This is a genomic window from Enterobacter cloacae complex sp. 394F7 (genome assembly GCF_057320385.1).
Map to the genome: position 1 here is coordinate 178071 of NZ_JBXWCS010000010.1, position 20198 is coordinate 198268.

20 protein-coding genes are annotated in these 20198 nt (G+C 56.5%); 12 read left to right on the forward strand and 8 right to left on the reverse strand.

Annotated features, from left to right (window positions below; genetic code table 11):
• The first annotated feature begins 1 nt into the window (after position 1).
• From hypD to AC2FAK_RS16370, 7 genes are all read left to right on the forward strand, one after another.
• A complete protein-coding gene (gene hypD / locus AC2FAK_RS16340; protein ID WP_095455292.1) occupies positions 2 to 1123 on the forward strand; it encodes a hydrogenase formation protein HypD in 1122 nt (373 codons plus the stop codon).
• Positions 1120 to 2130: a hydrogenase expression/formation protein HypE gene (gene hypE, locus AC2FAK_RS16345; RefSeq protein ID WP_095455291.1), complete on the forward strand. Its 1011-nt coding sequence runs from the start codon at positions 1120 to 1122 to the stop codon at positions 2128 to 2130. The genes hypD and hypE overlap by 4 nt, the downstream gene beginning before the upstream one ends.
• A 62-nt stretch (positions 2131 to 2192) precedes the next feature.
• A complete protein-coding gene (flhA, locus tag AC2FAK_RS16350) occupies positions 2193 to 4265 on the forward strand; it encodes a formate hydrogenlyase transcriptional activator FlhA (RefSeq protein WP_029883188.1) in 2073 nt (690 codons plus the stop codon).
• A gap of 151 nt (positions 4266 to 4416) precedes the next feature.
• On the forward strand, positions 4417 to 5415 hold the full coding sequence (eitA, locus tag AC2FAK_RS16355) for a siderophore ABC transporter substrate-binding protein EitA (protein WP_095455290.1): 999 nt from the start codon (positions 4417 to 4419) through the stop codon (positions 5413 to 5415).
• The gene (locus AC2FAK_RS16360; protein WP_095455289.1) at positions 5415 to 6452 is read left to right on the forward strand and encodes a FecCD family ABC transporter permease; all 1038 of its coding nucleotides are present in this window, start codon (positions 5415 to 5417) and stop codon (positions 6450 to 6452) included. Before eitA ends, AC2FAK_RS16360 begins: the two co-directional genes overlap by 1 nt.
• A complete protein-coding gene (gene eitC / locus AC2FAK_RS16365; RefSeq protein WP_038984751.1) occupies positions 6452 to 7213 on the forward strand; it encodes a siderophore ABC transporter ATP-binding protein EitC in 762 nt (253 codons plus the stop codon). Before AC2FAK_RS16360 ends, eitC begins: the two co-directional genes overlap by 1 nt.
• Before the next feature lie 14 nt (positions 7214 to 7227).
• The gene (locus AC2FAK_RS16370) at positions 7228 to 8448 is read left to right on the forward strand and encodes an MDR family MFS transporter (protein WP_095455327.1); all 1221 of its coding nucleotides are present in this window, start codon (positions 7228 to 7230) and stop codon (positions 8446 to 8448) included.
• A gap of 5 nt (positions 8449 to 8453) precedes the next feature.
• On the opposite strand, the gene AC2FAK_RS16375 is transcribed toward AC2FAK_RS16370, so the two are convergent.
• Positions 8454 to 8798 carry a nitrous oxide-stimulated promoter family protein gene (locus AC2FAK_RS16375; protein ID WP_028028023.1) on the reverse strand — a complete coding sequence of 115 codons (345 nt, stop codon included), beginning with the start codon at positions 8796 to 8798 and terminating at the stop codon, positions 8454 to 8456.
• A gap of 174 nt (positions 8799 to 8972) precedes the next feature.
• On the opposite strand from AC2FAK_RS16375, the gene AC2FAK_RS16380 reads away from it, so the two are divergent.
• The gene (locus tag AC2FAK_RS16380) at positions 8973 to 9218 is read left to right on the forward strand and encodes a SymE family type I addiction module toxin (RefSeq protein WP_013098482.1); all 246 of its coding nucleotides are present in this window, start codon (positions 8973 to 8975) and stop codon (positions 9216 to 9218) included.
• On the opposite strand, the gene AC2FAK_RS16385 is transcribed toward AC2FAK_RS16380, so the two are convergent.
• Both AC2FAK_RS16385 and AC2FAK_RS16390 read right to left on the reverse strand, forming a co-directional pair.
• A complete protein-coding gene (locus AC2FAK_RS16385; protein WP_023621089.1) occupies positions 9196 to 9675 on the reverse strand; it encodes a membrane protein in 480 nt (159 codons plus the stop codon). The two genes, AC2FAK_RS16380 and AC2FAK_RS16385, sit on opposite strands and share 23 nt — an antisense overlap.
• A complete protein-coding gene (locus tag AC2FAK_RS16390; protein WP_013098484.1) occupies positions 9672 to 10487 on the reverse strand; it encodes a winged helix-turn-helix domain-containing protein in 816 nt (271 codons plus the stop codon). Before AC2FAK_RS16390 ends, AC2FAK_RS16385 begins: the two co-directional genes overlap by 4 nt.
• A 522-nt stretch (positions 10488 to 11009) precedes the next feature.
• Between AC2FAK_RS16390 and mutS the strand changes: the two genes are divergently transcribed.
• Entirely contained in the window at positions 11010 to 13571 is a 2562-nt protein-coding gene (gene mutS / locus AC2FAK_RS16395; RefSeq protein WP_095455288.1) for a DNA mismatch repair protein MutS, read from the forward strand.
• A gap of 139 nt (positions 13572 to 13710) precedes the next feature.
• Here the strand turns inward: mutS and AC2FAK_RS16400 are convergent, their stop codons facing one another.
• From AC2FAK_RS16400 to AC2FAK_RS16410, 3 genes are read right to left on the reverse strand one after another with little or no spacing between them, the layout of a single operon-like run.
• A complete protein-coding gene (locus AC2FAK_RS16400) occupies positions 13711 to 13932 on the reverse strand; it encodes a non-oxidative hydroxyarylic acid decarboxylases subunit D (protein WP_013098486.1) in 222 nt (73 codons plus the stop codon).
• Between the two features lie 10 nt (positions 13933 to 13942).
• Positions 13943 to 15370, reverse strand: coding sequence for a non-oxidative hydroxyarylic acid decarboxylases subunit C (locus AC2FAK_RS16405; protein WP_013098487.1), 1428 nt, complete (start codon positions 15368 to 15370; stop codon positions 13943 to 13945).
• A complete protein-coding gene (locus tag AC2FAK_RS16410) occupies positions 15360 to 15962 on the reverse strand; it encodes a non-oxidative hydroxyarylic acid decarboxylases subunit B (RefSeq protein ID WP_013098488.1) in 603 nt (200 codons plus the stop codon). Before AC2FAK_RS16410 ends, AC2FAK_RS16405 begins: the two co-directional genes overlap by 11 nt.
• A gap of 173 nt (positions 15963 to 16135) precedes the next feature.
• Here AC2FAK_RS16410 and AC2FAK_RS16415 point away from each other — a divergent pair, with 173 nt between their 5' ends.
• On the forward strand, positions 16136 to 16543 hold the full coding sequence (locus tag AC2FAK_RS16415) for a MarR family winged helix-turn-helix transcriptional regulator (protein WP_020689291.1): 408 nt from the start codon (positions 16136 to 16138) through the stop codon (positions 16541 to 16543).
• On the opposite strand, the gene AC2FAK_RS16420 is transcribed toward AC2FAK_RS16415, so the two are convergent.
• Positions 16540 to 17427, reverse strand: coding sequence for a LysR family transcriptional regulator (locus tag AC2FAK_RS16420; RefSeq protein WP_095455287.1), 888 nt, complete (start codon positions 17425 to 17427; stop codon positions 16540 to 16542). The genes AC2FAK_RS16415 and AC2FAK_RS16420 overlap by 4 nt on opposite strands.
• Positions 17428 to 17536: 109 nt before the next feature.
• On the opposite strand from AC2FAK_RS16420, the gene AC2FAK_RS16425 reads away from it, so the two are divergent.
• Positions 17537 to 18745 (forward strand): MFS transporter, encoded by a 1209-nt coding sequence (locus tag AC2FAK_RS16425; RefSeq protein WP_095455286.1) that lies wholly within the window; start codon positions 17537 to 17539, stop codon positions 18743 to 18745.
• A complete protein-coding gene (locus tag AC2FAK_RS16430) occupies positions 18742 to 19119 on the forward strand; it encodes a DUF4440 domain-containing protein (protein WP_095455285.1) in 378 nt (125 codons plus the stop codon). The genes AC2FAK_RS16425 and AC2FAK_RS16430 overlap by 4 nt, the downstream gene beginning before the upstream one ends.
• A gap of 51 nt (positions 19120 to 19170) precedes the next feature.
• On the opposite strand, the gene rpoS is transcribed toward AC2FAK_RS16430, so the two are convergent.
• Positions 19171 to 20163, reverse strand: a complete 993-nt coding sequence (gene rpoS, locus AC2FAK_RS16435) for an RNA polymerase sigma factor RpoS (protein ID WP_013098493.1) — start codon at positions 20161 to 20163, stop codon at positions 19171 to 19173.
• Between the last annotated feature and the right edge of the window lie 35 nt (positions 20164 to 20198).

Consider the following 20198-nt stretch of genomic DNA (forward strand, 5'->3'; position numbering starts at 1 on the left):
TATGCGTTACGTTGATGAATACCGCGCACCTGAGAAGGTGATGCAGCTTATCGGTCATCTGAAATCGCGGGCCGCCCTGCTGAAACACACGGCGGAAAAGCCGCTGCGGATCATGGAAGTCTGCGGCGGGCACACCCATGCCATTTTCAAATTTGGCCTCGATCAGCTGCTGCCGGACAACATAGAGTTTATCCACGGCCCGGGCTGCCCGGTTTGCGTGCTGCCCATGGGGCGCATCGACAGCTGTATCGAGATCGCCAGCCAGCCTGACGTCATTTTCTGTACCTTTGGCGACGCGATGCGCGTGCCGGGGAAAAAGGGCTCGCTGCTGCAGGCCAAAGCGCGCGGCGCGGATGTGCGCATCGTGTACTCGCCGATGGATGCCCTGAAGCTTGCAACCGATAACCCTGTCCGAAAGGTGGTATTTTTCGGGCTGGGTTTTGAGACCACCATGCCCGCTACGGCGATCACGCTGCAGCAGGCAAAACGCAGCAATGTCACCAATTTTTTCTTTTTCTGTCAGCACATTACGCTTATCCCGACGCTGCGCAGCCTGCTTGACGCCCCGGACAACGGCATTGACGCGTTCCTGGCACCGGGCCATGTCAGCATGGTGATCGGTACCGGGGCCTACGGCTTTATCGCTGACGATTACCATCGCCCGTTAGTCGTCGCTGGTTTCGAACCTCTTGATCTACTGCAAGGCGTCACCATGCTGGTTGAGCAGAAAATAGCAGCCCTGAGCGCGGTGGAAAATCAGTACCGCCGCGTGGTGCCGGATGCCGGAAATGAACGGGCGCAGCAGGCGATAGCTGACGTATTTAGCGTTGAGGGCGACAGCGAGTGGCGCGGGCTGGGGTTGATTGCTGAATCCGGCGTGCGCCTGACCCCAGACTACCGGTCGTTTGATGCAGAAACGCATTTCCGCCCACAGCCACAACAGGTTTGCGACGATCCCCAGGCCCGCTGTGGCGAGGTCCTTACCGGAAGATGTAAACCCCACCACTGCCCGTTATTTGGCAACACCTGTAACCCGCAAACGGCATTTGGCGCGCTGATGGTCTCTTCCGAAGGGGCATGTGCCGCGTGGTATCAGTACCGCAACCAGGAGAGTGAAGCATGAACACGGTTGAAATGGCGCACGGCAGCGGCGGTCTGGCGATGCAGCAGCTGATAAACCGGCTGTTTATGGAGGCCTTTGATAACCCCTGGCTCGCCGAGCAGGAAGACCAGGCCCGCATTGACCTCGCTTCCCTCACCGCCCAGGGCGACAGGCTGGCCTTCTCCACCGACAGCTATGTGATTGACCCGCTATTCTTCCCCGGCGGCGATATCGGCAAGCTGGCCGTCTGCGGTACCGCGAACGATGTCGCCGTCAGCGGTGCCATTCCGCGCTACCTCTCCTGCGGATTTATCCTTGAAGAAGGTTTGCCGATGGAGACGCTCGCGGCGGTGGTCAGCAGCATGGCGCACACCGCGCGCGAGGCAGGGATTGCTATCGTCACCGGCGATACCAAGGTGGTGCAGCGCGGCGCGGCGGATAAGCTCTTTATCAACACCGCCGGGATGGGGGCGATCCCCGCCGATATTCACTGGGGCGCGCAGCAGCTGGCCGTGGGCGACGTGCTGCTGGTCAGCGGCACGCTGGGCTGTCACGGGGCGACCATCCTTAACCTGCGCGAAGGCCTGGGGCTGGACGGGGAACTGCGCAGCGACTGCGCGGTGCTCACCCCGCTTATCCAGACGCTGCGGTCGATCCCCGGCGTGAAAGCCCTGCGGGATGCCACCCGTGGCGGCGTCAATGCCGTGGTGCATGAGTTCGCGGCCTGCTGCGGCTGCGGTATTGAACTTACTGAGCGCAGCCTGCCCGTGAAGCCTGCGGTTCGCGGACTGTGCGAGCTGCTGGGACTGGATCCGCTCAATTTTGCTAACGAAGGCAAGCTGGTGATAGGCGTTGAGCGCGCCGCGGCCGAAGCCGTACTTGAACAGTTGCGGGCGCATCCGTCAGGAAAAGAGGCCGCGATAATTGGTGAGGTGGTTGAGCGCAAAGGGGTGCGCCTGGCCGGACTGTATGGCGTGAAGCGCACGCTGGATCTGCCGCACGCGGAACCGTTACCCCGCATTTGCTAGAACCGCGCGAAAAGCGGTCGGCACGGAATTTATTTTTTTGTCCGTTTCTACTGGAAAGCACTATGCCGTATACACCGATGAGCGATCTCGGACAGCAGGGTCTGTTCGACATTACGCGAACACTTTTACAGCAGCCCGACCTGGGTGCGCTGAGCGATGCCCTGACGCGTCTGGTCAGGCAATCTGCACTGGCAGACAGCGCCGCCATTGTGCTCTGGCATAGCGGCAGCCATCGTGCGAGCTACTTCTCCACACGAGAAAACGGAAAAGCGTTTGAATACGAAGACGAAACGTATCTCGCTCACGGGCCGATACGCCGTATTCTTTCCCGGCCGGAAGCGCTGCACTGCAATTTTGAGGAGTTCCGTCAGGCGTGGCCGATGCTGGCCCGGAGCGCCTTATATCAGCCGTTTGGTCATTACAGCCTGCTGCCGCTGGCGGTGGAAGGCCACATTTTTGGTGGCTGCGAGTTTATCCGTAATACCGACCAGCCATGGAGCGAGGCGGAATATGAGCGTCTGCACACCTTTACCCAGATAGTGGCCGTCGTCGCCGAGCAGATCCAAAGCCGCGTCAGCAATAATGTGGATTACGACCTGCTGAGCCGTGAGCGTGACAACTTCCGCATTCTGGTGGCAATCACCAATGCCGTGCTCTCCCGTCTCGACATGGATGAGCTGGTCAGCGAAGTGTCGAAGGAGATCCATCACTACTTCAAAATTGACGCCATCAGCATTGCCTTGCGCGGCCATCGCAAGGGCAAGCTCAACATCTACTCCACGCACTATCTCGACGAAGCGAACCCGGCCCATGAGCAGAGCGAGGTGGATGAAGCGGGAACCCTTTCTGAACGGGTGTTTAAAAGCAAGGAGATCCTGCTGCTCAATCTCAGCGAGCAGGATGTGATGGCGCCTTACGAGCGAATGCTGTTTAACATCTGGGGCAACAAAATCCAGACCCTGTGCCTGCTGCCGTTGATGTCCGGTAACACCATGCTGGGCGTTCTCAAGCTGGCGCAGTGTGAGGAAGGGGTGTTCACCACCGCCAACCTGAAGTTGCTGCGTCAGATTGCCGAGCGTATCTCCATCGCGCTGGATAACGCGCTGGCGTATCAGGAGATCCACCGTCTGAAAGAACGGCTGGTGGATGAAAACCTGGCGCTGACGGAACAGCTTAACAATGTCGACAGCGAGTTTGGCGAAATCATCGGACGCAGCGATGCCATGTACAGCGTGCTCAAACAGGTGGAAATGGTCGCGCAAAGCGACAGCACAGTGCTGATCCTGGGCGAAACCGGTACGGGTAAGGAGCTGATTGCCCGCGCGATCCACAATCTTAGCAACCGCAACAGCCGCCGGATGGTGAAAATGAACTGTGCCGCCATGCCTGCGGGTCTGCTGGAAAGCGATCTCTTTGGCCATGAGCGCGGCGCGTTTACCGGTGCCAGCAGCCAGCGCCTGGGCCGTTTCGAGCTGGCGGATAAAAGCTCGCTGTTCCTCGACGAAGTGGGCGATATGCCGCTGGAGCTACAGCCTAAACTGCTGCGTGTGCTGCAGGAACAGGAGTTCGAACGTCTTGGCAGCAATAAGCTGATTCAGACCGACGTGCGGCTGATTGCCGCCACCAACCGCGATCTGAAAAAAATGGTCGCCGACCGCGAGTTTCGCAGCGACCTCTACTATCGCCTGAACGTGTTCCCGATTTGCCTGCCGCCCCTGCGCGAGCGTCCGGAAGATATCCCGCTGCTGGTCAAAGCGTTTACCGCCAAAATTGCCCGCCGGATGGGACGCAACATCGACAGCATTCCCGCCGAGACGTTACGCACCCTTTCCTCGATGGAGTGGCCCGGCAACGTGCGCGAGCTGGAAAACGTCATTGAGCGTGCGGTGCTGCTGACGCGCGGTAATGTGCTGCAACTCTCCCTGCCGGAGGTTTCTCTGCCGGACTCTCCCGCGGCCGCGACCGACGTGGCCCAGGACGGGGAAGATGAATATCAATTGATCGTCCGCGTACTGAAAGAGACCAACGGCGTGGTGGCCGGGCCGAAAGGGGCAGCCCAGCGTCTGGGGTTAAAACGCACCACCCTGCTGTCGCGCATGAAGCGCCTTGGAATAGATAAAGAGAGCCTGATTTAAGGCGCATTCCGGCGGTGCTTTCTGGCACCGCCTTTTGTCACCCTGCGTTATTGTCCCTCATTGACACACAATATTTTCCTCTGTATAAAATTCCGCCTTAATAATGAGTTTCATTTGCATCAAAAATAACTTTAATGAAGGGTAGCGTTTAATGAAGAAGGTCATCTGCGCGTTAGGCCTGGCGGTTGCGTCGGTCAGTTCTGCTCTGGCAACCACTTATCCTCTGACCATTGAAAACTGCGGTTATAAAGAGACCTTCACCAAAGCGCCGGAACGCGTCGTGGCCCTTGGTCAAAATACCGTTGAGATTTTGCTTCTGCTGGGTCTGGAAGATAAGGTGAAGGCCAGCGCCTTCTGGCCGACCAAAGTGCTGCCGCAGCTGGCGGAACAGAATGCCAAAATCAAAACGCTCACCGTCGAAATTCCTACGCTGGAATCTATCCTTGCGCAAAACCCCGATTTTGTTCCTGCACAATTGCCGCTGCTGCTCGGGCCAGAAAGTAAGGTCGCAAAACGTGAGGATCTGGCTACCGTCGGCGTGAACAGCTATTTATCACCGGGCATGTGCGCCACTAAAAAAGCCTCGGGCGATATGTACGGCAGCCGCCAGAAGCTGTGGGACATGACATACCTTTATAAAGAGATTGAAGATTTCGCCAAAATTTTCAACGTTGAAGACCGTGGTCAGGCCGTTATCGCCAGCTTCAAAAAACGTGAGGCAGACCTGCGCAAAGAATTTGGCAAAAGCAAAAAAGACCTCTCCTTTGTGTTCTGGTTCTCAAGCGCCTCTCCTTCTGCTGATGCCTACGTGGGCGGTAAAAACAGCGCCTCAGGCTTTATCGCTGACGTACTGGGTGGCCATAACGCCATCACCGCCGAGGCCGAATGGCCAACCGTGGGCTGGGAAAGCATCATTGCCGTTAACCCGGACGTGATTGTGGTCTCAAGCCTCGACCGTAACCGCTGGGCGCTGGATAACGCGGAAGCGAAAATCAAATTCCTGAAAAGCGATCCGGCCGTCAGCCAGCTTGATGCCGTCAAAAAAGGCCATATCGTGGTGATGGACGGCCAGGCAATGAACCCGACGATCCGTACCATTTATGGCGCTGAACAGGTGGGCGAACAGCTCAGAAAACTGGGGCTGAACTGATGACGGCAGCCGTACTTCAGGCCCGACAGGGCCTGTTCCTGACCACTTCCGCCCTGCTGGCTATCGTCCTGCTGTTTCTGGTGATAGCCCTTGGCGTAAGCGTCGGAGAGTTGTCGATTCCGCTGTCCAATGTCTTTTATGCTATCGGTAATAAGCTGGGGCTGACCGCGGTTCCGCTCAACCGCATCTATGAGAGCGTGATCTGGGACTTCCGCCTGAGCCGCGCGCTGGTGGCGGCCTGCTGCGGCGCGGGGCTGGCTATCTGCGGCGCGGTTTTGCAGAGCCTGCTGAAAAACGCGCTGGCTGAACCTTACGTGCTCGGCGTCTCTGCGGGGGCGTCCACCGGCGCGGTTTCCGTCGTGGTGCTGGGGATGGGGACCGGCGCGGTGTCGCTCTCTGCGGGCGCGTTTGCTGGCGCATTCGCCGCCTTTGCGTTTGTCGCCTTTCTGACCAACGGCGCGCGCGGCGGCAACGAGCGTACCATTCTGGCGGGCGTAGCCGCCTCTCAGCTCTTCAACGCCATCACCGCCTATACCATCAGCACCTCTGCCAGCGCGCAGCAGGCGCGTGATGTGATGTTCTGGCTGCTGGGCAGCTTTAGCGGTGTACGCTGGCCTGAATTCCAGCTGGCACTGGTTGTGGTGCTGATTGGGTTAGCCATTTGCCTCTACTATTCCCGGGCGCTGGATGCCTTTACCTTTGGTGACGATGCCGCGGCCTCGCTGGGGATTGCCGTCCCCTGGGTGCGCCTGACGCTCTTTACCACCACCGCATTGATCACCGCAACCATCGTCAGCATGGCGGGCTCAATCGGCTTTGTCGGGCTGGTGGTTCCGCACGTCATGCGTTTCTTGTTCGGTCCTCTGCATCGAACCCTGCTGATTGCCAGCGCACTGGCGGGGGCGATCCTGATGGTGCTGGCAGATATCGCCTCGCGCATGCTGATTGCCCCGCAAAGTCTGCCCGTCGGGGTGGTAACCGCCCTGGTTGGCGTGCCGTTCTTTGCCGTGATCATCTACCGCTCAAGGAATAAGTAATGAGTATCTGCGCTGAAAATATTACCTGGAAGGTAGGCAAAAAGGTCATCGTCAATAACGTGTCGCTCAAGGTGGCGCGCGGTGAAACGGTAGGACTGCTTGGCCCTAATGGTTGCGGTAAATCATCGCTTCTGCGCATTCTGGCTGGCCTGCGCCGCCCGGATGCGGGCTGTGTGACGCTGGACGGTCAGGACATTTCCCGCATCGCCAAAAAGCAGCTTGCGCGCCGGGTGGCCTTCGTTGAACAGCACGGCATGACCGATGCCAATATGCGCGTTCGCGATGTCGTCAAACTCGGTCGCATCCCGCATCACTCCCCGTTCTCGAACTGGAGCAAGCAGGATGACGAGACCGTTACCGCCGCCCTGCAGCGGGTGGATATGCTGGAAAAAAGCGATCAGGGCTGGCTGAGCCTCTCCGGCGGGGAGCGCCAGCGCGTGCATATCGCCAGGGCGCTGGCGCAGACGCCTACAGAAATTTTGCTGGATGAACCGACCAACCACCTGGACATTCACCATCAGATGCAGCTGATGCACCTGATAAGCGATCTGCCGGTGACCAGCATTGTGGCTATTCACGATCTCAACCATGCATCGATGTTCTGCGATTCGCTGATTGTGATGCAGCAGGGGCAAATCGTGGCCACCGGAACGCCGCAGGAGATCCTCTCTGAGACGTTGCTCTGGGACGTTTTTCGGGTCAAAACCAAAATCGAGATCTCGCCGTTCCATGGCAAAAAACACATTCATTTTATCGTTTAAGCGCCCGTAACATGATGCCCCTGCGCCCTGCCACAACGCTCTGGCCGCCCGTCTTACTGGGCAGCCAGTTTGTGTTTAACATCGGTTTTTACGCGGTCGTCCCCTTCCTGGCGATCTTTTTGCGCGATGACATGCTGCTTTCCGGCAGCCTTATCGGGCTGATTCTGGGGCTGCGTACCTTTTCGCAGCAGGGGATGTTCATCGTCGGCGGTGCGCTCTCAGACCGCTTTGGTGCCAAAATCATTATCCTCTGCGGCTGCGTCATCCGCGTTGCGGGTTATCTGCTGCTGGCATTTGGACACGCGCTCTGGCCCATCATCCTTGGCGCCTGTCTGACCGGCATTGGCGGCGCGTTGTTCTCTCCCTCCATCGAAGCGCTGCTGGCCAGGGCGGGTACGCATAGCGAGACTAAAGGTCAACGCAGCCGTGCAGAGTGGTTTGCGCTGTTTGCCGTCTGCGGTGAACTCGGCGCGGTGCTGGGGCCGGTTGTCGGGGCGTTGCTCACGGGGTTGGGGTTTCGCCAGGTGGCGCTGGCGGGTGCGGGGGTCTTCGTCGTCGCGCTGATTGTGCTCTACTTCTGCCTTCCGGCTGCGCAACACAGCAAGCAGGCACTCAATATTGTTCCCTGGTGGACAACCTTCCGTCAGCCGCGCTTTGTCGCCTTTATCATCGCCTACAGCTCGTGGCTGTTGAGCTACAACCAGCTCTATCTGGCGCTGCCCGTAGAGATCCAGCGTGCCGGTGGTAACGAGAAAGATCTCGGCCCCCTGTTTATGCTGGCCTCTGTGCTGATCATCACCTTGCAGCTTCCGCTGGCCCGCTTTGCACGACGCGTGGGCGCGGTGAGAATTTTGCCGGTGGGCTTTTTACTGCTCTCGGCATCTTTTGCGAGCGTGGCGGTATTCGCCCCGACGGTGCCGCCGGAAGGCTGGCTGCGCTTGCTGCCGTCGGTATGTTTTGTGGCGCTATTAACGCTTGGGCAAATGCTGCTGGTGCCCTCGGCGAAAGATCTGGTTCCACGCTTTGCGGAGGAATCGACGCTTGGCGCGCACTACGGCGCACTCGCCACCGCTGGCGGCGTTGCGGTGCTGCTGGGGAATTTGCTGTTTGGCAGTCTGCTGGATCGCGCGCTTGTCCCTTCGCCGCAGGCGATGTCCCCCTGGCTGCTGCTGGCCCTGTTCCCGCTATGCAGCGCGATCGCCATGAAGATCATTTGTCGCCCTTTCACGCGCTGAGACGGTTACTTTTTCGGGCGATACTTTTCCGGTAATTCCGGTACCGGGCGACGATCGTCCAGCAGATGGCGTACCGTCAGGATGGGGTGACGCCACAGCATGCGCGGCCCCGCCCAGCGCATAATCTGCTTCATCTCTTCACGCCTGGCGGGCTGGTAGCAGTGTACCGGACACTGTTTACAGGCCGGTTTTTCCTCACCAAAGACGCACTTATCCAGACGCTTATCCGCATAGGCATTCAGCGCCTGATAATGTCCCTCTTCCTGAGAAGCCTCCGGGCACTGCTTTTCATACAGAGCGATCATTCTGGCGATCGTCTTTTTTTCCCGTGAAATACGTTTACCAGACATAGCGGCTCACCGACTAAAAACATGCATTAATAATACCCCTTTATCTGCCACTTTTCAGTCGTTGCATTTCGTTTTCTGAAGCCGCCTTCCACTATTAAGCCCACCCCCACCCTTTTTTACTGGTATTTTATACAGTCATTAACAACACGCGTCGCTCATCGTTACGGAGGCTATATGCAAGAGATCGCCACGACCAAACACTATCGCCACTTAAAAGTCGGTTATTTCAGAAAGCGTCACGAAGACCGGAAGACCAAAATCCCGCGACGTTACAGCGTACATGCGGCGTTGAGCTTAAAAGGCGACTGGCTGGAGCAGGCAGGGTTTACTACCCACTCTCAGGTCAGGGTGGGGGTTGAACAGGGGAAAATTGTCATCGAACTACTGAAAGAAGATCTCAGCGAGAGCAGAAGAAAATAGGACGCTTACCGACGGTAAATAGAAACCCTCTGGGCCCTTGTTTCAGAATGGTATAGTTCAATTTATGGTTCGGATAAATAAAGAAATCAGGCAACACGTCGCCGAGCACATTATCCGGCAGGGAGTCTTCATTAACCTCATGGATCTTCACGGAGGTAAACTGGAAAGAGTCTTTGTTTTCGGTCCAGATATAAGACACATCCCGACGGATAGAGGCTATCGCCTTCTCATTTTTAAAATATGTCCCGCTTAGCGCGATGACCCCGGTCTGCTTTTGCATGGTGTACATAAAATCCAGCGTCAGGTTTGCGCGGGCATCTTCATGGTAAACAACAACAGAAACTGAACAGGCTTCCGTATTTTGTTTTTTTTCTAAGTGATAATGATAAAGCCAGGACGTCAGCGCCCCAACGGCAAACAGGACGAGACACAGGATGGCAGTAGACTTTTTAGTCACTGATTGTACCCCCTAAAATAAAGCGTAACGCATCCTGCATCTTCTTCTTGCTCATACGGTTTTCTGCAAATAAGTACAGAAAGTGCCGGAGCCGTGCTGGATGAAGAGAAGTAGGCCCAGGGGTATTTTTTACAATCGAGCCCTGTTCGCATGATAATTTGCTTATAACGCGTGAAGTTACCCCTGCTTTTAATATCATCGTTTCGTGAGAAAAAATGGCAGCCATTTTCCGTACTGCTTATGGTGTAGTCTTTAAAAAAGTCTTTTCTGGAATAGTCATGGACCGCCAGATGAAGAATAAAATAGCCCAGCCCAAAAGAGAGGGCCATAAAAAGCAGTGGAAGATAGCGACGATAGTGATGACGCGGGGTCTTATCTTTCACCTGAACGGCAGCAGTTTCCGCAATCACCTCTTTCGAGCCGGTGACAGGCTGGGCTTCTGCTATCGCGCTTTCTGATTCTGTTACGTCGTTTTCAATTCGGCTGACCTTAACTTCTTTTTTAATCTGGAACCCTTTTCTGGGCACCGTGGCAACCAGCGTGTCGTCAGTCTCTCCCGTCGTGCGCAACCCACGCCGGATAATGGAGATATTCTGATAAAGGGTATTTGCCGGAACTAACATTCCGTCTTCACCCCAAACTTTAGTGAAGAAATCCCTTTGATTAACCACTTCCGGGGCGGACTCAAGCAGAAGTACCAGACAGCGACTGGCTGGCGTCGTCAGAATGACGCTCAACTCCGGTCGGGTCATAGAGACAAGTAAGTTTTTCTCTGGACAAAATTTAATATTATCGTTAATTATCCAGAACATATGAGACTCACTATGCAATCAACAGAATCAGAAAACTGTTGCCAGAGTTAGCAAGTATACTCTGCGAATATTCCTTGTCAAAGCAGTAAGTTATGGTGTTTGTTCAGCAGTAACACCGAAATAAAATAATGTGAGCATAATAGAATATTATCCCCACATCGAAGACAAATACGTTTCTGAAACAGAAAAAAAGATGACGTTATATCCTGACGCCTTTATTCCCGTTTACGTTTAATACGCAAGGAATATCGCGCGGTGTTCCTTTAGCATTACCGGACCAGCGTGCCTGTCGCAATTGCGGCAAGACAGACCCACGTCTTCAGCATCGCTGGAATCAGGTACGCATTTTAGTCGAAAGAGCCCGCACGTCTGTTTTCCTGTCCAGCAGAGTCCGTTATCATGGTCCGTGAACGATTCATGATAAGAAACGCAGGCTGTCATGCGTTCCAATGAGAGAGAAAGAAACCTGACAATAAAAAAGACAACTCATTGAAATTGAAAAAAAATGGACACGGTAACCTAATGAGTACACTTGAAAATTTTGACGCCCATACCCCAATGATGCAGCAGTACCTGAAGCTGAAAGCGCAGCATCCGGAAATTCTGTTGTTTTACCGCATGGGCGATTTTTACGAGCTGTTTTATGACGATGCTAAACGGGCATCGCAGCTGCTCGACATCTCTCTGACCAAACGTGGCGCATCGGCAGGTGAACCCATCCCGATGGCAGGCATTCCGCATCATGCGGTAGAAAACTACCTGGCCAAGCTGGTGAATCAGGGCGAGTCGGTTGCCATCTGTGAGCAGATCGGCGATCCGGCCACCTCAAAAGGCCCGGTTGAACGCAAGGTCGTGCGTATCGTCACGCCAGGCACCATTAGCGACGAAGCCCTGCTCCAGGAGCGTCAGGATAACCTGCTGGCGGCCCTGTGGCAGGACGGCAAAGGGTTTGGTTACGCCACGCTGGATATCAGCTCCGGGCGTTTTCGTCTGAGCGAGCCGGCTGACCGGGAAACCATGGCAGCCGAACTGCAGCGCACCAACCCGGCGGAACTGCTGTATGCCGAAGATTTTGCCGAAATGGCGTTGATCGAAGGTCGTCGCGGCCTGCGCCGCCGTCCGCTGTGGGAATTTGAAATTGATACCGCTCGCCAGCAGCTCAACCTGCAGTTTGGCACCCGCGATCTGATTGGCTTTGGGGTGGAAAACGCCCCGCGCGGACTGTGCGCCGCGGGCTGCCTTTTGCAGTATGTGAAAGACACCCAGCGCACCGCCCTACCGCATATCCGCTCTATTACCATGGAGCGCCAGCAGGACAGCATCATTATGGATGCGGCCACGCGCCGGAATCTGGAGATCACCCAGAACCTGGCGGGTGGCGTTGAGAACACGCTGGCATCCGTCCTCGATAACACCGTGACGCCGATGGGCAGCCGCATGCTGAAGCGCTGGCTGCATATGCCCGTCCGCGATACGGATACGCTCGTTTGTCGTCAGCAGACCATTGCCGCGCTGCAGGATCGCTACACCGAGCTGCAGCCTGTGCTGCGTCAGGTGGGCGATCTGGAGCGTATTCTGGCTCGCCTGGCACTGCGCACGGCGCGGCCTCGCGACCTTGCACGGATGCGTCATGCCTTCCAGCAGCTGCCGGAACTGCGTGCTCAGCTGAGCGACGTTGACAGCGCACCGGTTCAGAAACTGCGCGAAACCATGGGCGAGTTTGCTGAACTCCGCGATCTGCTGGAGCGCGCTATCATTGATGCGCCGCCGGTTCTGGTGCGCGACGGCGGCGTAATTGCCCCTGGCTACAACGAAGAGCTGGATGAATGGCGCGCGCTGGCTGACGGCGCAACGGATTACCTCGACAAGCTGGAGATCCGCGAGCGCGAACGTCTCGGGCTCGATACCCTGAAAGTCGGCTATAACGCAGTCCACGGTTACTATATTCAGATCAGCCGCGGGCAGAGCCATCTGGCGCCGATTCACTATGTGCGTCGCCAGACGTTGAAAAACGCTGAGCGCTACATCATTCCTGAGCTGAAAGAGTATGAGGACAAAGTTCTCACCTCGAAAGGCAAAGCGCTGGCCCTGGAAAAGCAGCTTTACGACGAGCTGTTCGACATGCTGATGCCACACCTCGCGGACCTGCAGTTAAGCGCTGGCGCGCTGGCGGAGCTGGATGTGCTGGTGAATCTGGCTGAGCGCGCTGAAACGCTGAACTATACCTGCCCGACCTTTATCGACAAGCCCGGCATTCGCATTACCGAAGGCCGCCACCCGGTGGTGGAGCAGGTACTGAACGAGCCGTTCATCGCTAACCCGCTGAGCCTGTCGCCGCAGCGAAGAATGCTGATCATTACCGGTCCGAACATGGGCGGTAAAAGTACCTATATGCGCCAGACGGCGCTTATCGCCCTGCTCGCCTACATCGGCAGCTACGTTCCGGCGCAGAAAGTGGAGATTGGCCCCATCGATCGTATCTTCACCCGCGTGGGTGCGGCGGACGATCTGGCCAGCGGCCGTTCCACCTTTATGGTCGAAATGACGGAAACCGCCAATATCCTGCACAACGCGACAGAACACAGCCTGGTGCTGATGGACGAAGTCGGACGCGGCACCTCAACCTACGACGGACTGTCGCTGGCATGGGCGTGTGCGGAAAACCTGGCGAATAAAATCAAGGCCATGACGCTGTTCGCGACGCACTACTTTGAACTGACGCAGTTGCCGGAGAAAATGGAGGGCGTGGCAAACGTCCACCTGGATGCGCTTGAGCATGGCGATACCATCGCCTTTATGCACACGGTGCAGGAAGGTGCAGCGAGCAAGAGCTATGGCCTGGCCGTCGCGGCGCTGGCGGGTGTGCCTAAAGAAGTAATTAAACGCGCGCGTCAGAAACTGCGCGAGCTGGAAAGCCTGTCACCGAATGCGGCAGCCACCCAGATTGATGGTACGCAGATGTCGCTGCTGGCACCTGCGGAAGAGACGTCACCCGCCGTTGAAGCGCTGGAGAATCTCGACCCGGATTCACTGACGCCACGTCAGGCGCTGGAGTGGATTTATCGGCTGAAGAGTCTGGTTTAGTTCTCTGCGATCTTTGCCCGGTGGCGCTACGCTTACCGGGCCTACGGGTTTTGTAGGACGGGTAAGGCGAAGCCGCCACCCGGCAAAACAGACCGCACGATGTTACCGCCCGGTAAGCGCAGCGCCACCGGGCTTTTTTTTACAGCAATGGCGGAATGGTCGGTACCTGCGGCGCCTCATCAATATCCTTCTGCGTCATACGGAACGCTTCAGGGTAATGTTCGCGACTGGTACGACGCAGCGGCTCGGTATCGCGCCAGGTATACAGGCAATGCTGGCACTGATAAACCGTCCAGATCCCTTTCACCGGTGATGTGGCCATCACCTCAATTTGCTCATCGGCACAACGTGGACAAATCATCTTTTCCTCCTTATTGGCGTGCTGCCAGCATCGCAGTCAGCTTTTCAGCCCAGGCTTTGGTTTCAGGTAAATCCTGCACCGGCTGGCTGTAGTGACCGCGGTTATCCGGCGCAACAGGCGTGGTGGCATCAATAATCAGCTTGTCGGTGATGCCTGCCGGGCTGGACCCAGGATCAAGCTCAAGAACCGACATGTTCGGCAGCTGCACAAGATCCCCTGCCGGGTTCACTTTTGATGACAGCGCCCACATCACCTGCGGCAGGTTGAACGGATCGACATCTTCATCCACCATAATCACCATCTTCACATAGCCCAGGCCATGCGGCGTGGTCATGGCGCGTAAACCGACCGCGCGGGCAAAACCACCGTAGCGTTTTTTGGTGGAGATGATCGCCAGCAGACCGTGGGTGTACATCGCGTTCACCGCCTGCACTTCAGGGAACTCCGCTTTCAGTTGCTGGTAAAGCGGCACACAGGTGGCTGGCCCCATCAGGTAGTCGATCTCGGTCCAGGGCATCCCGAGATAGAGGGATTCGAAAATCGGTTTGGTGCGGTACGAGACTTTATCAATACGGACCACCGTCATATTGCGTCCGCCCGAATAGTGCCCGGTAAACTCACCGAACGGCCCTTCAATTTCACGTTTACGGCCTTCAATCACCCCTTCCAGGATCACTTCAGACCCCCACGGCACATCGAAGCCGGTCAACGGCGCGGTCGCAATCGGGTACGGGCTTTCACGCAGCGCCCCGGCCATTTCATACTCGGACTGATCGTATTTCAGCGGCGTTGCGCCCATCAGGGTGATGATCGGATCGTTGCCCAACGTAATCGCAATCGGCAGGTCTTCACCACGCTCTTCGGCTTTATGCAGATGCAGGGCGATATCATGCATCGGCACCGGCTGCAGGCCGAGCTTACGTTTGCCCTTCACTTCCATGCGGTAAATACCGACGTTCTGCTTGCCGAAATGGTCCGGGTCGAGCGGATCGCGCGAGACAACGCACGCTTTGTCGAGATAAAAACCGCCGTCCCCGTCGTTCAGGCGAAACAGCGGCAGGATGTCGAACAGGTTAATCTCCTCACCGTCCACCGTATTCTGCGCCCATGCGGGGTTGGCCCGGCGCTCCGGTGCGACCGGGAATTTATCCCAGCGGCGAATAAACTCATCGATCTGCTTTTTGACCGGGGTATTCGCCGGCAGCCCCATCGAAATGGCGTGGTTCTGCCAGGAGCCGATGGTGTTCATCACCACCCTGGCATCGGTAAACCCGCGAATGTTATCGAACCACAGCGCAGGCGCACCATCACCGATACGTCCCGTCGCGTTAGCGGCCGCCGCCAGATCCGGCTCCGCATTGACCTCTTCTTCAATTTTCAGCAGTTGCCCTTGCTCATCGAGCGCCTGCAGGAAGCTTCTCAAATCATCAAATGCCATCGTTATTCTCCTGTGAAAAATGTTTCGCCGCCTGCAGGCCGTTCCAGCGACGCGCCTTTTTGTGCTCCAGACCAAACTGGTCGAGTACGCGGGTCACGATATGCTGGGTGATATCATCGGCGGTTTGCGGGTGGTTGTAATACGCAGGCATGGGCGGCACCATCGCCACCCCCATGCGGGAAAGCGCGAGCATGTTCTCCAGATGAATGGTGCTGAGCGGCGTTTCACGCGGGACCAGCACCAGCTTGCGCCCCTCTTTCAGCACCACGTCTGCCGCACGGCCCACCAGCCCTTCGGCATAGCCCGCGCGGATACCCGCCAGCGTTTTCATGCTGCAGGGAATGACGATCATGCCGTCGGTACGAAACGAGCCGGAGGAGATGGTGGCAGCCTGATCGGCAGGACTGTGAACGACATCTGCCAGGGCGGCGACATCCTGCGCGGTATAGGGCGTTTCCAGCTCAATGGTGGTTTTCGCCCATTTCGACATCACCAGATGGGTTTCAACCTCTGGCATGTCCCGTAACGCCTGCAGTAAAGCCACACCCAGCGGAGCACCTGTTGCTCCCGTCATTCCCACGATCAATCTCATTCAGCACCTCAATTAATTTGTTCGTATGCGAACATAATGACTACGTTACTCCCGGTGAGCTGAGCTGACAATATTGTTCGTACACGATCACACGTAATGCTAAAAACTGCTGCGTTAAAATCGCAGGCAATAGCGGCTATCATAGGGGGGAGATTTTTTTCGTCGGAGTGTTCATGGAACTGAGACAAGAAGCGTTCCACCTGCTACGGCAGCTTTTTCAACAGCATACTGCCCACTGGCAACATGCTTTACCGGCGCTGACCAAGCCGCAATATGCGGTGATGCGATCTGTTTCTGAAAATCCGGGGATCGAGCAGGTCGCCCTGACGGAAGTCGCCGTGAGCACAAAAGCGACGCTGGCCGAAATGCTGAGCCGCATGGAATCGCGTGGGCTGGTGAAGCGCGAACACGATCCTGCGGATAAGCGCCGCCGGTTTGTCTTCCTCACGCCTGAAGGGGAAGCCCTGCTTGCAAGCTGTAAACCGGTCGGTAATGAGGTGGATGAGGCGTTTTTAGGGCGTCTCAGCCAGGACGAGCGGGAACAATTTACGGCACTGATCAAAAAGATGATGCATGACTAGTTCACCCGGGCACGCATAAAATCAATAAATGTCCGAACCTTAGCGGGCACATGCTGGGCATCTGGATAAACGGCATAGATGCCCTGCTGAGCAAACGTGTATCCCGGTAAAAGCGATACCAGAACCCCCGAATTCAGTGCGTTTCGCACCAGCCACTCCGGCAGCAGCGCCACACCACATCCCGCATGCGCGAAAGCCATCAGCGCCTGGGCGCTATCTGCGTACAGGCGCGGGGCTTTTTTAATCTCAAAGGCAACCAGATTGCCATCTGCATCTTTTACCTGCCAGTGCAGCGGCGAAGGTAAACGCTCGTGAACGATCCACCCGGCCTGCGCCAGGTGTTCGAGAGATTCAACGGGATGGTTAGCCAGCCACCCGGGGGCGGCAACCGGCAGGATAGTAAAGTTTGAAATCAAGGCGGCGTGGTAGCGCGAATCAGCGAGTGTTCCCAGCCGGATGGCGACATCAAAGCGCTCCGAGATGAGATCGGCATGCTGAGACGACGAAACATGACGAACGCGAAGCTCCGGATGCTGCTGGCTAAATTCGGCCAGCAAAGGCACAACCACCTGCGAACCGTATTCGGGCGTTGTGGTGATCCGCAATTCGCCGGTCAGGCCGGAATGGTTAGCGCGAACGTCGTCCTGCAGGCGTTCAGCCTCCTGTAAAAGCCTGACGCTTCGCTGATGAAAAAGCACGCCCGCCTCGGTTAACGTCAGGCGACGGGTGGATCGCAACAGCAGCGTGACTCCCAGCTCATCTTCCAGCTGGCGAATATTGAAGCTGACCACGGCCTTTGTCAGCCCCATCGACTCTGCGGCGGCAGTAAAACTGCCCGCATCCGCTACCGCCACAAACATCGCCGTTCGCTGGAGATTCAGCATCGTTAACCTTCATAATTGTCAAAATAGTTTTGACAGTATATCGCGAATTGTTGCGTTTATCGGCACCGGACAAGCCGATACGATACGCCCCCTCACCGGAGGATCCACCATGACGTATCGCAGCAAAGTCGCCGTAGTCTATCTGCTGGGCTTTTTTCTTGATTTGATCAACATGTTTATCGCCAGCGTCGCCTTTCCGGCAATGGCGCAGACCTATCACGCCACGCCCTCTGCACTCGCCTGGGTCAGTAACGGGTATATTGCCGGCCTGACGCTGGTGATCCCGTTCAGCAGTGCCCTGACGCGCCGCATCGGGGCAAAGCACGTCGTCCTTCTCTCGTTGGTTCTCTTTAGCGTAGCCTCCACCGCGGCAGGCTTGTCTGCCACACTTGAAACTCTGATTGCCTGGCGGGTGCTGCAGGGCGTGGGCGGTGGCTTATTGATCCCCGTAGGGCAGGCGCTGACCTGGCAACAGTTTAAATCGCATGAACGCGCCAGGCTCTCTTCCGCCGTCATGCTGGTTGCACTGCTTGCCCCCGCATGCTCACCTGCGTTAGGGGGCGTACTGGTTCAGGCGTTAAGCTGGCGGTGGGTATTTTTTGCTACCCTCCCGGTTGCTCTCCTGACCTTTGCGTTGGCCTGTCTGTGGCTTAAGCATGAAATGCCCGCGATGAAAGCAAACCGACTGCTGAACCTGAGTTTGATCGCCGATCCGCTTCTGCGCGTTTCCATGATGGTTTATGTATGTGTCCCCGGCATGTTTATCGGAATAAACGTCACCGGCATGTTTTATCTGCAGAGCGTGGCCAACATGACGCCAGCCGCGACGGGTATGCTTATGCTGCCGTGGTCTCTGGCATCGTTTATGGCCATCACCGCAACGGGCCGTTACTTTAACCGTGTCGGCCCCCGACCTCTGTTGATCGCGGGTTGCCTGCTTCAGGCGTCAGGTATTCTGCTTTTGCTCTGCGTCAGTGCGACCACGGGCACGCTGCCAGCGATCGTTGCGTTTGCATTAATGGGCGCAGGAGGCAGTCTTTGCAGCAGTACGGCCCAGAGCAGCGCATTTCTGACAACGCGTCGGGAAGAGATGGCTGATGCCAGCGCGCTGTGGAATCTTAATCGTCAGCTGAGTTTTTTTGCGGGTGCCTTTCTGCTGGCACAGGTGCTGGATCTGGCCCAGAGGTATTTGCCCCCCGTCGCCGCGTGGCACGGGATGTTTCTGGTTGCTTCGGCCATCACGTTGGTGCCCGTCATCTCTGTATTTCGTCTTAACAACCCGCAGGTGCTTGCACAACTGCAACAGGAGCAACCATGACGCCTTTCGAACACGACATCATTGATATTCATATCGCACTGGAAAACTGGCTGGGTGCCGGTGAAGGTAATATTGATGCCCTGCTCGCCCGTTTCCAGCCAAACTTTCTGATGGTTCCCCCGAGTGGGGCGCATTTAAACCATGACGCCCTTGTCCGTTTTCTGCACGCCCAGCGTGGAAGCCGACCCGGCCTTAAAATCATCATTGATGAGTTAGCCACGATTCAGTCATGGGATAACGGTGCGGTGCTTCATTACCGGGAGACGCAGACCCGCCTGGACCAGCCCGTCAACGTACGCTGGTCAACCGCGGTGCTCAATCGGGATGGCGAGAAGATCAGCTGGCGTCTGCTGCACGAAACGGCGCAGCCGTAAGAGATAAAAAAGGCCCGTCTCACGACGGGCCTTTTTTTGACGAAAGGTTGCTTATTCGCGGAACAGCGCTTCGATATTCAGACCTTGCCCCTGCAGAATTTCACGCAGGCGGCGCAGACCTTCAACCTGAATCTGACGAACACGTTCACGGGTCAGGCCAATTTCACGGCCGACGTCTTCCAGTGTCGCAGCTTCATACCCCAGTAAACCGAAACGACGTGCCAGCACTTCACGCTGTTTGGCGTTCAGTTCGAACAGCCATTTGACGATGCTCTGTTTCATGTCATCGTCCTGCGTGGTGTCTTCCGGGCCGTTGTCTTTTTCATCGGCCAGGATATCCAGCAGCGCTTTTTCGGAGTCGCCACCCAGCGGGGTGTCAACCGAGGTAATGCGCTCGTTGAGACGCAGCATGCGGCTTACGTCATCAACCGGTTTGTCGAGTTGCTCAGCAATCTCTTCTGCGCTTGGCTCGTGGTCCAGTTTATGGGACAACTCGCGCGCGGTACGCAGATAGACGTTCAACTCTTTGACGATGTGAATCGGCAGGCGAATCGTACGGGTTTGGTTCATAATGGCCCGTTCGATGGTCTGACGAATCCACCAGGTCGCGTAGGTGGAGAAGCGGAACCCACGTTCTGGGTCAAACTTCTCTACTGCGCGGATGAGACCTAAGTTGCCCTCTTCAATCAGATCCAGCAGAGCCAGACCACGATTGCCGTAACGACGGGCAATTTTCACGACCAGACGCAAGTTACTTTCAATCATGCGACGGCGCGAGGCAACATCACCACGCAAAGCACGACGTGCGAAATAGACTTCTTCTTCGGCCGTTAACAGTGGGGAGTAACCAATCTCCCCAAGGTAAAGCTGAGTCGCGTCCAGTACACGCTGTGTGGCACCCTGCGATAACAGCTCTTCTTCAGCCAAATCGTTATCACTGGGTTCCTCTTCTACTAAGGCTTTTTCGTCAAAAGCCTCTGCTCCGTTCTCATCAAATTCCGCATCTTCATTTAAATCATGAACTTTCAGCGTATTCTGACTCATAAGGTGGCTCCTACCCGTGATCCCTGAACGAGACA

Bases quoted from the DNA above. Each gene is read 5' to 3' on its own strand.
- hypD (WP_095455292.1), top strand. From the start codon at position 2: ATGCGTTACGTTGATGAATACCGCGCACCTGAGAAGGTGATGCAGCTT.
- hypE (WP_095455291.1), top strand. From the start codon at position 1,120: ATGAACACGGTTGAAATGGCGCACGGCAGCGGCGGTCTGGCGATGCAG.
- flhA (WP_029883188.1), top strand. From the start codon at position 2,193: ATGCCGTATACACCGATGAGCGATCTCGGACAGCAGGGTCTGTTCGAC.
- eitA (WP_095455290.1), top strand. From the start codon at position 4,417: ATGAAGAAGGTCATCTGCGCGTTAGGCCTGGCGGTTGCGTCGGTCAGT.
- AC2FAK_RS16360 (WP_095455289.1), top strand. From the start codon at position 5,415: ATGACGGCAGCCGTACTTCAGGCCCGACAGGGCCTGTTCCTGACCACT.
- eitC (WP_038984751.1), top strand. From the start codon at position 6,452: ATGAGTATCTGCGCTGAAAATATTACCTGGAAGGTAGGCAAAAAGGTC.
- AC2FAK_RS16370 (WP_095455327.1), top strand. From the start codon at position 7,228: ATGCCCCTGCGCCCTGCCACAACGCTCTGGCCGCCCGTCTTACTGGGC.
- AC2FAK_RS16375 (WP_028028023.1), bottom strand. From the start codon at position 8,798: ATGTCTGGTAAACGTATTTCACGGGAAAAAAAGACGATCGCCAGAATG.
- AC2FAK_RS16380 (WP_013098482.1), top strand. From the start codon at position 8,973: ATGCAAGAGATCGCCACGACCAAACACTATCGCCACTTAAAAGTCGGT.
- AC2FAK_RS16390 (WP_013098484.1), bottom strand. From the start codon at position 10,487: ATGTTCTGGATAATTAACGATAATATTAAATTTTGTCCAGAGAAAAAC.
- mutS (WP_095455288.1), top strand. From the start codon at position 11,010: ATGAGTACACTTGAAAATTTTGACGCCCATACCCCAATGATGCAGCAG.
- AC2FAK_RS16400 (WP_013098486.1), bottom strand. From the start codon at position 13,932: ATGATTTGTCCACGTTGTGCCGATGAGCAAATTGAGGTGATGGCCACA.
- AC2FAK_RS16405 (WP_013098487.1), bottom strand. From the start codon at position 15,370: ATGGCATTTGATGATTTGAGAAGCTTCCTGCAGGCGCTCGATGAGCAA.
- AC2FAK_RS16410 (WP_013098488.1), bottom strand. From the start codon at position 15,962: ATGAGATTGATCGTGGGAATGACGGGAGCAACAGGTGCTCCGCTGGGT.
- AC2FAK_RS16415 (WP_020689291.1), top strand. From the start codon at position 16,136: ATGGAACTGAGACAAGAAGCGTTCCACCTGCTACGGCAGCTTTTTCAA.
- AC2FAK_RS16420 (WP_095455287.1), bottom strand. From the start codon at position 17,427: ATGCTGAATCTCCAGCGAACGGCGATGTTTGTGGCGGTAGCGGATGCG.
- AC2FAK_RS16425 (WP_095455286.1), top strand. From the start codon at position 17,537: ATGACGTATCGCAGCAAAGTCGCCGTAGTCTATCTGCTGGGCTTTTTT.
- AC2FAK_RS16430 (WP_095455285.1), top strand. From the start codon at position 18,742: ATGACGCCTTTCGAACACGACATCATTGATATTCATATCGCACTGGAA.
- rpoS (WP_013098493.1), bottom strand. From the start codon at position 20,163: ATGAGTCAGAATACGCTGAAAGTTCATGATTTAAATGAAGATGCGGAA.